At 70.3% G+C, this 12,428-nt stretch carries 5 protein-coding genes; 1 reads left to right on the top strand and 4 read right to left on the bottom strand.

The genetic code is table 11. From position 1 onward, the window contains the following. Positions 1-12 precede the first annotated feature (12 nt). Complete coding sequence (locus tag C4V41_RS02680; protein ID WP_103954089.1) at positions 13-2,919, bottom strand: endo-1,4-beta-xylanase; 2,907 nt, start codon at positions 2,917-2,919, stop codon at positions 13-15. A gap of 183 nt (positions 2,920-3,102) precedes the next feature. Here C4V41_RS02680 and C4V41_RS63935 point away from each other — a divergent pair, with 183 nt between their 5' ends. Further along, complete coding sequence (locus tag C4V41_RS63935) at positions 3,103-5,361, top strand: pectinesterase family protein (protein WP_235029869.1); 2,259 nt, start codon at positions 3,103-3,105, stop codon at positions 5,359-5,361. Here C4V41_RS63935 and C4V41_RS02670 read toward each other — a convergent pair whose 3' ends face one another. From C4V41_RS02670 to C4V41_RS02660, 3 genes are all read right to left on the bottom strand, one after another. Further along, positions 5,362-7,470: an ATP-binding protein gene (locus C4V41_RS02670; RefSeq protein ID WP_146103498.1), complete on the bottom strand. Its 2,109-nt coding sequence runs from the start codon at positions 7,468-7,470 to the stop codon at positions 5,362-5,364. Positions 7,471-7,621: 151 nt separating this feature from the next. Next, complete coding sequence (locus C4V41_RS02665; RefSeq protein ID WP_103954087.1) at positions 7,622-10,855, bottom strand: galactose-binding domain-containing protein; 3,234 nt, start codon at positions 10,853-10,855, stop codon at positions 7,622-7,624. Beyond that, positions 10,852-12,240 (bottom strand): glycoside hydrolase family 43 protein, encoded by a 1,389-nt coding sequence (locus C4V41_RS02660; protein WP_103954086.1) that lies wholly within the window; start codon positions 12,238-12,240, stop codon positions 10,852-10,854. The genes C4V41_RS02665 and C4V41_RS02660 overlap by 4 nt, the downstream gene beginning before the upstream one ends. Positions 12,241-12,428: the final 188 nt, after the last annotated feature.

Below are 12,428 nucleotides of genomic sequence, written 5' to 3'. Positions count from 1 at the left end.
GGTAGTCGCGCCTCACCCGGCCAGGCGGAGCACGCCCCAGTGACCGGTGTCGAGGTAGCCGCGGCCGGTGGCGTCGTTCCAGGTCACCGCACTCGTACGAGCCCCCGCCGCGGCGTCGTTGACCTGCGCGTCGAACCCCAGCAGCGCCCCTTCCGCGAGCGTGACGGTGGGCAGCGTGATCGCCGCCTCGACCACGTAGCCGCCGGGCACCACCTTGGCCGCCGCCCGCACCTTGTCCTTGACCCCGGCCGCGTCGAACGTCCCGCCGACGGTGACCTTGCCCGAGAAGCTCACCCGGTACTGCCCGTCGTCGTCCTCGTAGCCCTTCGTCTTGCCGTTGCCGGGGTCCACGAAGATCTCGACGGAGTCCTGCTCCCACGGGTTCGCCGACTCCTCGCTCAGGACGGGGTCGGCGACCTGGGCCAGGACGTACAGGGTGGATCCGCTCCAGAGCGAGCGCACCTTGGCGGTCGCGCCGGACGAGCCCTCGATCCAGGTCGCGGTGCGGATCTCGGGAGCCGACCCCCACGCCCGGTCCACGACGCCGTCGATCGCAGGGGCGGCGCGGTGGGCGGCGGAGGTGAGCTTGATCGCGGGCACCGGGGTGACCTTGCCGGTCCAGGAGATGGCGGTGCCCCGGTCGCGTACCGTCACCTCGACGTCCGTGCCCTTGCCGACCAGGGCCTCGGCGCGGTAGCCGGTGGCGGTGCGCTGGACTCCCCGGTCGCCGCGCCCCAGGCTGCGGGCGGTGCCGTTCACGGTGAACGTCACCCGGTCGGCCTGGTCGGCGGTCGGGTCGGTGACCTCGGCGAGCACGTAGAGGCCGGCGGCGGACGAGCGGGCCTGGAAGCCGGCCGACACGTCTCCGACCCGGGCGATCGGCGCGTCGGGCAGCAGGTCCCATTCGAGGTCGCGCCTGCCGTCCACCTTGGGCGTGCCGGCGGGCGCCTCCAGCCTGCGCACCAGCGGCGCCAGCCTGGCCGGGTCCACCACACCCCAGTAGGCGGGCTTGGCCTGCAGGTCGTCGTCGAACAGCAGCGGCGCGTTCAGGCGCGCGATCGGCCACGTACGCAGCCAGCTCACGTCGTCGGACTCGCCCCACACGGTGACCGAGCCGAGGTCGGCGGCGTGCCGGCGGAAGACGTCGAACAGCTCCTTGTACCGGTGTCCCTGCTGGATCAGCAGTTCGGGCGGGATCGTGTCGTAGGAGGAGACGAAGTCGGTGTAGACGCTCACGTCCAGCTCGGTGACCTGCTGGTCCACCTCCAGCGTCGCGAAGCGCTCGATGGTGGCCTCGACGGAGGAGGCGGCCGGGTGCTCGATGTTGAGGTGCAGTTGGTGGCCGACGCCGTCGATCGGCACGCCTTCGTCCTTGAGCCGCTTGACCAGGCTGTACAGGGCCTCGCGTTTGCGCGGGAACTCGGTGTTGTAGTCGTTGATGAACAGCTTGGCGTCCGGGTCGGCCTCGCGGGCGACCCGGAAGGCGGTGCGGATGAAGTCGAGCCCGGTGATCTGATACCACGGGGAGCGCCGCAGGCCGTCGGGCTGGTTCTCGTCCACCACCTCGTTGACCACGTCCCAGGCGGCGATCCTGCCCTTGTACCGGGTCACGAGCGTGCGCACGTGCGTCTCCAGCCGCTGGAGCAGCACCTCCTTGGTGGCGCCGGCGAACACCCAGTCGGGCGTCTGGCTGTGCCAGGCGAGCGTGTGCCCGCGCACCTGCATGCCGTGCGAGGTGGCGAAGTCCACGAGGTAGTCGCCGTCGGTGAAGGTGAACTCGCCCTCCCTGGGCTCGGTGGCGTCCCATTTGAGCTCATTGCCGGGGGTGAGGCTGCCGAAGTGCCTGGCGAGCAGCTCGCCGTGCACGCCGAGCGTGTCCGGCCGGGTGAACGCCGAGCCCATGGTGAACGGCACCGCGTCCCTGACCCGGGGGATGTCGGTCTGGATGGGCTTGGGCTCGATCCAGCGCATCGTGAAGTCGTCGAGGTGGAAGGGGAAGGTGCCGGTGTCGGACTCGACGTACAGGCTGAGGAACTCCACGTCATAGGCCGGCGTGTACGTCCCCGCGAGTTGCACCCACTCCCCCGCCGGCACCTCCTTGGGCGGGACGATGCGCTCGTAGCTCGGAGTGCCGCCGCTCCTGCGCTCGATCGACAGGCCGAGCCGGCCCGCCGGGGTGTCCGGGCCGAGCCGCACCCAGACCGACAGGGCGTACTTGTCGCCCTTGCCCATTCGGCCGAGCACGTTGAGCGCGGGGCCGTCCCAGGAGGCCGACCGACCGGTCACCGTGAGGCCGCCCGTGCCCGCGTGCGCGGTCGTACCCGCCTGGAGGACGGCGGCCGCCCTGGGCGACCAGTCCTGCGCGGTGCCGTCCTCGAAGTCGCTGGTGATCGGCTCGTGGGCAGGATCGCCCTGCGGGCGGATGACGACGTCGTCGAGGTGGTAGCTCCCGGTGGCGTCGGTGCTCTCCACGTAGAGCTGCACGCCGGTGGACTCGGCGGTGAACAGGTACGTGCCCGACAGCCGCACCCAGCCGCCGTCGGTCACGGTGGCCGCCGCGACCCGCTCGTACGTGGTGCTCCCGCCGGTCGGCGTGCGCTGCACGGTCATCGCGATCGTGCCGGCCGGCTGCCCGCTTGCCATCCGCGCGTACGCGGTCACCTCGTAGCCCACACCCCTGACGAGGGGCGCCGGGATCGAGGCGCCGTGCCAGGTGGCGGTGCGGCCGGTGGTGAGCAGGCCGCCGGTGCCCGTACGGGCGGCCTCCGCCGCCACCGTGACGGACACGCCGTCGCCGCGCGGCCCCCAGTCCTGCGTGGTGCCGTCCTCGAAGTCGTATGTGAGGTCGGCCGCGTGCGCGGGGACCGCCGGCACGAGGCATAACAGCACGGCGGTCAGCAGGATCCGAAGGGCGCGCACGGTACTCCTCTGAAACTTTCAGGGATACGCCGATAAATATCAGGCGGACTGTAGAAGCCCGGGCGATCGCCGGTCAAGAGCACTGCAACCGCTTGTTGCAGGAAAGGTGCAGTTTCACTGCAGAGCATTGACGAGGTGCGCGAGTTACGCCAGCGTTTCGTGCAACCGATTGCGAGGTTGGGCATGCGACTTCAGTTACTCCCCCCATTGATCGCCCTGACCGTGTTCGCGACCGCCCTGCCGGCGGCGGCGGCCACCGGCCGCGGCACGCTCGTGGTCGCGGCGGACGGCTCGGGCGACCACGCGACCGTGCAGGACGCCGTGAACGCCGTGCCCGCCGGCAACACCCGGCCCGTCACCATCCTGGTCCGCAAGGGCACCTACCGGCAGCAGGTCGTCATCCCGGCCGACAAACCGCACATCACGCTGGCCGGCGACACCCGGGACCCGCGCGAGGTCGTGCTCACCTACGACGTCTCCGCCGCCACCCCCAAACCGGACGGCTCGGGCCCCTACGGCACCTCGGGCAGCGCCTCGTACGTCATCAGCGCTCCCGACTTCACCGCCAAGAACCTCACCTTCGAAAACGCCTACGACGAGGCGGCGAACGGCCCCAGCCAGGCCGTCGCGGTACGCACGACCGGCGACCGGCAGGTCTACGACAACGTCAGGTTCCTCGGCAACCAGGACACCCTGTACGCCAACACCGCCTCCGCCACCACCGTCGCCCGCCAGTACTTCCGCGACTGCTACGTCGAGGGCGACGTCGACTTCATCTTCGGCCGCGCCACCGCCGTGTTCGACGGCTGCGTGATCAAGGCGCTGACCCGGGGCAGCGCCGACAACAACGGCTACGTCACCGCCGCCAGCACCGAGCTGAGCAACCCGTACGGCTTCCTCATCTACCGCAGCCACCTGACCAGCGATGCGCCCGCCCGCACCGTCCACCTGGGCCGCCCGTGGCCGGCCGGCGGCTCGGCGACGGCGCGCGGCCAGGTCCTGGTGCGCGAGTCGTGGCTGGGCCAGCAGGTCAAGGCCGCCCCCTGGACCGACATGTCCGGCCTGAACTGGCGGGAGGCCCGCCTGTCCGAATACCGCAACCACGGTCCCGGCGCCGGCGTCAACGACGACCGCCCACAGCTCACCCCCGAGCAGGCCAGGGCCTTCGAGCCGGAGAACCACCTGGCGGGCACCGACGGCTGGAGCCCGTTCAGGCGCGGCCCCCGAGGCCCGCGCCCCGAGCCCGGCCGCGAGACCCTGCCCCGCGACGACGGCTGGGCGGCGGCCACCACCGGCACGACCGGCGGCTCGGCCGCCCGCCCCGAGGACGTCCACACCGTCTCGACCAGGGCCCAGCTCCTCGGCGCGCTGGGCGACCCGGCCGACAACACCCCGAAGATCGTCTACGTCAAGGGCGCCATCGACGCCGACACCGACGCCTCCGGCAACCCGCTGACCTGCGCGGACTACGCGGTGGACGGCTACAGCCTGCCCGCCTACCTGGCCGCCTACGATCCGGCCGTCTGGGGCCGGGCCAGCGTGCCGTCAGGTCCGCTCGAAGACGCGCGCAGAGCGTCGTACAACAAGATGGCCCAGCACGTGACGATCACCGTCGGATCCAACGTCACCCTGATGGGCGTGGGCAGAGGCGCGGCGCTCAAGAGCTTCGGCCTGCGCGTGAGCAACGCCGACAACGTGATCGTCCGCAACCTCACCATCACCGATACCTCCGACTGCTTCCCGCAGTGGGACCCGACCGACGGCGCCGAGGGCAACTGGAACGCCTCCTTCGACAACGTCGAGGTCTCCGCCGCCACGCACGTCTGGCTGGACCACAACACCCTCAACGACGGCGACAACCCCGACTCGGGCCGGCCGCGCTACTTCGGCCGCCCGTTCCAGGTCCACGACGGGCTGCTCGACGTCGTGCGCGGCTCCAACTACGTGACGCTCTCCTGGAACCACCTGAGCGGCCACGACAAGGTCACCCTGATCGGCAACACCGACAATCCCACCCGGTACGCCGAGGCGGACAAGCTCAAGGTCACCCTGCACCACAACCGTTTCCAGGCCCTGGGCCAGCGCACGCCCCGGGTCCGGTTCGGCCAGGTGCACGTCTACAACAACTACTACGAGGGCGGCGCCGGGCACGGCTACAGCATCGGCGTGGGCGTCGGCTCCCAGGTCTACGCCGAGGCCAACGCCTTCGACGGCATCGCGGCGGCGAAGGTCCTGACGGTGTTCGGCGGCACCGCGATCACCGCGAAGGACAACCTGGTGGACGGCGTGGCGACGGACGTGGTGGCCGCGTACAACGCCGCCAACGGCACGGCGCTCGGCACGGACGCCGGCTGGACCCCGGCGCTGGTGCCCCGCGTGCACCCGGCCAAGGCTCTGCGGCACCTGGTCCCCGCGGGCGCCGGAGCCGGGCGTCTGCGCTGATCAGGTGCCGTTGTGCAGGCCCTCGCCCTCGGGCTCCAGGGCGAACGCGATCCCCGCGTCGATGTCGCTGTCGAAACCGGTGTGGTAGGCCACGTGGTAGGCGTTGTCGCCGAGCGTCTCGCGGGCCTGCTCCTCGCACGCCTGCCGGGCGGCGATCCAGGCGGGGACGTTGGCCCGCGCCTGCCCGTGGGTGCTCCAGATCCGCTCGGCCAGGCCGAGCAGCCGCGCCGCGCGTACGGCCCGCCCGGCCGCGCCCGCCGCCAGGGCCAGCAGATCCACGGTCAGGCCGATGCCGAAGCTGTCGTGCAGCCGCTGCTTGGTGCGCAGGGCCTCCTGGCCGAAGCCGACGGCGGCGTCGAGGCGGCCGCCGGCCAGCTCGGCCTGCCCGCGCAGCAGGTCGCCGTGGGAGCGCATGTGCTGCTCGCCGCGCTGGTCGCACAGCGCGCGCAGGTCTTCCAGGACGTCGACGGCCTCGTCGATGCGGCCCTCGACGATGAACACGTGCGCGCGGCAGATCAGCGCCAGCAGGTTGGCGATCGTCAGGTCGGAGCCGTCCCAGCGCGTCAGGTAGGCGCTCTCCGACTCTGCCATCGCCTGCAACAGGTCGCCGCGGATCACTCCGGCCGACGCCCTGAGCGTCTTGACGCACCTGGCCGCGTAGGCGTCGCCGGGGAGCGCGGCCCGCTCGCACTGCGTGGCCCTGTTCTCGACCGCGTCGGCGTCGCCCAGCGTGGCGGCCAGCAGGCCGTCGGCCCACAGTGCCTGGACCAGGGCGGGGCCGGGCCTGGTGCCCAGGTCGATGGCCTGCCTCAGGTAGTGGCGGCCCTCCTTGGCGTAGCCGCAGCCGTACCAGAAGAAGGCGAGCGTCCCGGCCAGCTCCAGGGAGGGCAGGCCGTCCTTGGCGGCGAGCGCGACCTCCAGGGCGGCGCGCAGGTTGTCGTGCTCGCCGATCATGCGGTCGTACCAGGAGGTCTGGCCCGGCCCCAGCCAGCCCGCCGCGCCCCGGGTGGCCAGCGACAGGTAGTGCTCGCGGTGGCGCTGTTTGAAGCGGTCTTCCTCGCCGAGGCTGCGCAGCCAGCCGGCGCCGTATTCGCGCAGCGTGTCCAGCATCCGATAGCGCTCGCCCGCGCCGGTCGGCAGCCAGGTCAGGACGGATTCGTCGGCCAGCGCGTCGAGCAGTTGCCCGATGTCGGCCTCGGCAAGCAGGTCGTCGGCGCACACCTGGCGCACGGCCCCGGCGTCGAAGTCGCCGGCGAACACCGACACGCGCGCCCAGAGCAGGCGCTCGGCGGGCTCGCACAGCTCGTGGCTCCACCCGATCGCGGTGCGCAGCGCCTGGTGCCACGGCGGGCCCGTCTCGGACGCCGACTCGGGGTCGGTGGCGAGTGTGGCGAACCGGTCGTCGAGCCGGTCGGCCAGGTGCTGGACCGGCAGCTCGCGCAGGCGCGCCGCGGCCAGCTCGATCGCCAGCGGGATGCCCTCCAGCCGGCGGCACAGGCGGGCGACCGCCTCCTGGTCGTGGTCGGCCAGGTCGAAGCCGGGCATGGTCTCGGCGGCGCGCTCGGCCAGCAGGTCCACCGCGTCACCGGCGGCCAGGGCCGTGGTGCCCTCGGGCGGGACCGGCAGCGGCTCGACCACGATCACGAGCTCGCCGCGCACCTCCAGCGGGCGCCGGCTGGTGGCCAGCACGGTCAGCCCCGGCACGGCGTCGAGCAGGGTCTCGACGGTCCTGGCGCAGGCGTCGACCAGGTGCTCGCAGGTGTCGAGGACGAGCAGGACCTCCTTACCGAGCAGGTGCTCGGCCAGCACCTCGACCATGGGGCGGGTGGTCTGGTCGGTGAGCCTGAGCGCCTCGGCGATCGCGTGCGGCAGCAGCGTGCCGTCGTCGAGCGGGGACAGCTGCACCAGCCAGGCCCCGCCGCCGAACTCGGGCCGCAGGCCGGCGGCGACCCGCAGCGCCAGGCGGGACTTGCCGACGCCGCCCACGCCGGTGAGGGTCACCAGCCGCGAGCGCCGGCAGGCCCGGCGCACCTGGTCGAGCTCGGACCGACGGCCGATCAGGCTCGTCAGTTCGGCCGGAAGATTGCCCGCCTGCCACTTGCCTGCCATCGTGATCGCCACCCTTCGGCTGAAGTTATGGCAGCAGCTTGCCGGAAACCCCACCAGAAGGTCACGCAAAGTGAGAAACTCATTACGCCTTTGCGGGCAGGGAGAAGACAAGAGCGGGACGTGTCCGATGAGGGCACGTCCCGCTTCTTTTCTACGCCCCGTAGGCCCTGACCTCCAGCAGGCCGACGGAATTCGTCCCGTTACCGGTGAGCAGCACCCGCAGCCGGGTCGTGCTCGTGGCGGTGAAGGTGACGTTGTTGTAACCGTTCTTCGTCAGCGGGTACGCCGAAGCGCCGGGTACGTCCACGTACGCGCTGCCGTTCCAGTACTGCAGCTTCCACGACGCCGGCATATCGATGCCCTCGTCGTCGTCGAAGAAGTACACCTCGGCCCGGTTCAGGTTACGAGCCGAGGACCAGGTGAGGTCCACCCACTGCTGTCCGGTCTCCGGCCAGCAGCCCCAGCGCGGGTTGACGGTGTCGTTGGAGGAGGGCGGATCGATCCCGTCGTTGACGGCGGCCACGCTCTCCCACGACGACGTGAACGACGCGGTCGCGGTGGCCGACGGTGCCAGGTTCGACGGGGGCTGGACCCCGCCCCGGTTGTAGACCTTGATCTCGGTGAGCCCGGTCCTGGCGCCGGAGGCCGCCGTGGCCAGCACCCTGATCCGCTGGGCGGTGACCGCGGTGAACTGCGCCACGTTGTAGTTGCCCCGAGGGGTGGCCGGGGACTTGGCCTGGGAGGGCACGCTGACCCAGGCGCTGCCGTTGTGGTACTGGATGTCGTAGGACGCCGGGGCCCGGTAGGTGGAGCTGGCCGGGCGGCTGTCCTTGAACCAGAGCCGGACCTCGTTCAGGGTGCGGGCCGAGCCGAGGTTGAGCTCGTACCAGTCCTGTCCCGCGGTGGTGCCGCCCCAGAACGGCTCGTTGATCGGGAACCCGTCGACGGCGCCCGCGGTGGAGCTGCCCCCGGCGGTGGTGGAGGCCGTGGCGGTGGCGCCGGCGGCCAGGTTGGTGAGGTTGGCGGTCAGGTCGACGCCGGCCTTGTTGAGCATGTCGACCATGCGGGCGCTGGTGTGGTTGACCTGCGACGGTGACTGCAGCCCCGGGACGGCCACGTTGTGGGTGACCGTGCCGGACGTGGTGACGGCGCCGGTGGCCGGGTCCCAGGTGAACGGGACCAGCGACGACACCGTGGCGGCGCGGCTGCCGTTGATGTAGATCGAGTAGCCCTCGGGCACGCCCGGGTAGCGGACGACGCCGTCGGCCGGGTCGTCCCAGACGATGGTCAGGTCGGCGTTGCGGTAGCGCAGGTTGTTGACGGTGAAGTGGGTCCAGCCGATGTTGATCGGCGAGAGCTCCACCTTGGCGTCGTTGCGCGGCCGCAGCCCGGCGACGTCCTCGACGACGGTCCAGTTGCTGCTTCCCAGGATGTTGTGGTGGATCCAGGAGCGGTAGGCGATCGAGGAGCCGTTCCAGTCGGCCCAGAACTCGTTGGCGTCCGGCCACTGGGTGTTGCCGCCCACGTACTGGGCCCAGGCGTTCCAGTAGAGGAGCTTCTTGTACCAGGTCGTGTCGATCCACTCGTTGGGGTAGTTCCGCAGCACCGAGGAGAGCAGGCGGAACTGCACGGTGGAGTTGATCGTGGAGAAGTTGTTGCTGCCGGTGCCCGAGGCCGCCTTGTCGGCCTGGTTGGCGGTGTAGAAGGGGAAGATCGGATACTGCGCCGGGTCGTCGAAGAGGCGCAGGGCCTGCTTGTACGTGGCCGTGTTCGGGATCGCGCCGACGGCGAACGGGTAATAGTTGTTGATCTCCTTCCACGGCACCCATTCGTTGGTGGACTTCAGCCGGTGCTCGAAGAGCTGCCTGCCCGGGTTCCAGAGCACGTTGACGATCGCGTTCTGGATCTGGGTGGCCAGCGTGCGCATCTCGGTGGCCTTGGTGGTGTTGCCGATCGCCTCGTACGCCTGCGCGGCGGCCAGCGCGCCGCTGTACTGGTAGGCGCCCTCGGCGCGGTCCATGCGGCCGGGCTTCCAGTGGAACGACACCGCGTCGGCGTCGTTGCCGGTCAGGGCGCCCCAGTCGTACTCGATGAGCTTGTTGTTGTCGGTGTCGTAGTAGGAGAGCTGGCCCTTGACGTCCTGCTCGGCGTAGCGGGCCAGGTTGGCGGCGATGGCGGGCTGGCCGCCGTGGATCTGGTAGCTCTTCCAGGCGGCTTCGCCGATGTACTGGGTGTAGCTGTTGGACCAGTTCTCGGGGTCGCCCGGATTGTCCAGGAAGCGGCCGTTCTTGGAGACCTGGCCGGCGCTCAGCCAGTCGCCGTAGGAGTAGATCGGGTTGCGCAGATACTTGAGATCGTCGATGTGCATGGGCTGGGTCAGCACGATCGCGTTGTTGTAGCCCAGCACGCCCTCGGTGGAGATCGGGAACTGGAACGTCTGGCCGGGGATGTCGGCGTCGAGGTGGTTGAAGCGCATCAGCCACCAGCGGTAGTAGACGTTCTTCTTGATGGCCGGCTCGGGCAGGTCGATGTAGGGGACGTTGTCGGCCCACCACTTGTTGTAGGCGCGCACGTGGGTGGCGAACGCGGTGGCGGCCGAGTAGCCGGCGTAGGCGTCGTAGTCGGTGCGGGAGGCCGGGATCTCGTTCGTGACGAAGCCCATGACGACCTTGACGGTGACGGTCGCCCCGGCCGCGATCGTGACGGACCTGTTGAGCCCGCCGCTGGACACCGTGAACCCGTCGCCGGTGAGCCTGGGGTAGAGGGTGGTCAGGTTGTTGTAGGCGTTCACCTGGCCGGTCAGCTCGCTGCCGCTGCCGCTGGTCGCGTACGGGGAGGTGGCCCTGACCTGCAGCGTCGTCGAGCCGGTGCCGCCGTTGGTGATGGCCAGGTTGGCCACGGCGACGTTGTTCTCGGTGATGAACTTGGTCTGGTTGATGGTGACCGAGCCGCTGGTGTGGCGGCTCTTCCAGTGGCTCGGCGCCTGCCAGCGGCTGCTCACCTGTTCGGTGAACGTGCCGGGCGTGACGGCCACGGTGAAGGCGTTGTTGTTGTTGATGCTCTCCCAGTACGCCGACTGCCCGGCGAACCCGAGCGTGCCCGGCGTGTGGGTCTTCATGAACAGCGCCCGTCCGCGCGTCATGAGCCAGGTGCCCGCCGGGTCGTTGCCGGAGCGGGCCAGCAGTCGGTCCATCCAGAAGTCGGTGCCGGAGCTCTCGGCGTCATAGATGGCCTGCATCATGTTGCCGGTCGTGTACGACCCCGGCGCCGCCGGGATCGCCGGGCCGCTGAAGGACGGGTAGCCGATGGTCTGGTCGGCGTGGGCCGGCGCTCCCGCGACGACCAGGCCCGCGATGAGCAGCAGGGCCATCAGGGCGCGCCTCATGAGAAGGCCCTCCATTCGAGCACACCGGTCGAGAAGCCGCTTCGTGAGGTGATGTTCAGCCGGAGCCGGGTCGTGCTGACCGGGGTGAAGGTCGTGGCGTTGAAGGTGTTGGCCGCGACGCCGCAGCCCGCCGCGCCGGGCACGTTGACGTAGGCGCTGCCGTTCCAGTACTGGAGCTGGCAGGAGGCCGGTAGGTCGATGCCTAAGTTGTCATCGAACCAGTACACCTCCGACCTGCGGATCGTCTGCGCCGTGGGCCACTGGTACTCGATCCACTCGGTGCCCTGGTGGTCCCAGTTGCCGTAGGCGCCGTGGCTGTGGTCCTGGGAGTTCGCCGGGGTGTAGCCGTCCTTGATCGCGCCGAGCGTCTCCCAGGGGGAGACGTAGGAGGTGGACGGCGTGGCGCCGGCCGCCAGGTTGCCCGGAGTGGTCGGGCCGCCGGTCTGCACGACCTTCTGCATGGTGCCGTCGGCGTTGAAGTAGAGCTTGTCGAGGGTGACCGAGCGGCGGAAGTTGCCTCCGCCCGGGGCGGCGGCGTTGTGGTAGACCATGTACCACTGGCCCTTGTACTCGATGATCGCCGGGTGGTTGGTGGTCGAGGAGACCTGGTCGAGCACGACGCCGCGGTGCGTCCACGGGCCGAGCGGGTTGCTCGCGGTGGCATACCTGATGCAGGCGTAGCCCGGCTGCGAGCAGGCCGAGTCGTTGGCCGAGTAGGCCAGGTAGTAGACGCCGTTGCGCTTGAACATCCAGGGGGCCTCCCAGAAGTTCGACACGCCGCTCGGGGTGATCACCGAGCCTGAGGTGGAGGTCATGTTGGCGTTCAGGCGGACGGCGCGCAGGCCGTAGTAGGAGCCCCAGTACATGTAGACCTGGCCGTCGTCGTCGGTGAAGACGGTGGGGTCGATGTTCAGCGGCGAGGAGTTGGGCGTGCTGTCGCTGATCAGCGGGCCGCCGATGGCGTCGGTGAACGGGCCCGTCGGGCTGTTGCCGACGGCCACACCGATGTTCATCCAGCCGGGGCCGTTGCCGTTGATGGAGGTGTACCAGTAATAGCGGCCGTCGGCCCCGCGCTCGACCTCACTGGCCCAGGCGTCGGCGCCGGCCCAGGAGAAGTTCGAGATCGCGAGCTTGGCGCCCTGGTCGGTGAACGTGGTGGCGTCGGAGGAGGTGTAGACGTGCCAGTCGCGCATGACGAAGTTGCCGCCACCCGCGGGGGCTTCGTCGTGGCCGGTGTAGACGTACAGGGTGTCGCCGACGACCAGCGCGGCCGGGTCGGCCGTGTAGATCGCCGTGGTGATCGGCGGGCCCGCCCACGCGGGCCGGACGTTGCCGAGGAGGAGCAGGAGTGCCGCGGCGAGGGCCGCCGCCCATCGTCGTCTCATGAGTTCGCCCCTAGTGGACTGTGAGCGCTAACATCATCGGCTCGGGCTGACCTAAAAGGTTTTCGGGAACGTAGACCGGCTAGATAGGGCCTGTCAATGAGCCAATGCGTGCGATTGCAGGGCCTGTGAGCTGGGCCCCGCTATCGTCGCCGCCGCTGATCAGCTCCGGCGCAGATGATTACAGTTTG

It is taken from the genome of Nonomuraea solani, assembly GCF_900108335.1.
Classification (GTDB): domain Bacteria; phylum Actinomycetota; class Actinomycetes; order Streptosporangiales; family Streptosporangiaceae; genus Nonomuraea; species Nonomuraea solani.
The sequence above is the reverse complement of the archived record's forward strand: the minus strand, read 5'-3'. Positions and strand labels throughout refer to the sequence as shown.

What these genes read in the sequence shown, in the direction of transcription:
- C4V41_RS63935 (WP_235029869.1), top strand. Translation starts at nt 3,103, where the DNA reads ATGCGACTTCAGTTACTCCCCCCATTGATCGCCCTGACCGTGTTCGCG.
- C4V41_RS02670 (WP_146103498.1), bottom strand. Translation starts at nt 7,470, where the DNA reads ATGGCAGGCAAGTGGCAGGCGGGCAATCTTCCGGCCGAACTGACGAGC.
- C4V41_RS02665 (WP_103954087.1), bottom strand. Translation starts at nt 10,855, where the DNA reads ATGAGGCGCGCCCTGATGGCCCTGCTGCTCATCGCGGGCCTGGTCGTC.
- C4V41_RS02660 (WP_103954086.1), bottom strand. Translation starts at nt 12,240, where the DNA reads ATGAGACGACGATGGGCGGCGGCCCTCGCCGCGGCACTCCTGCTCCTC.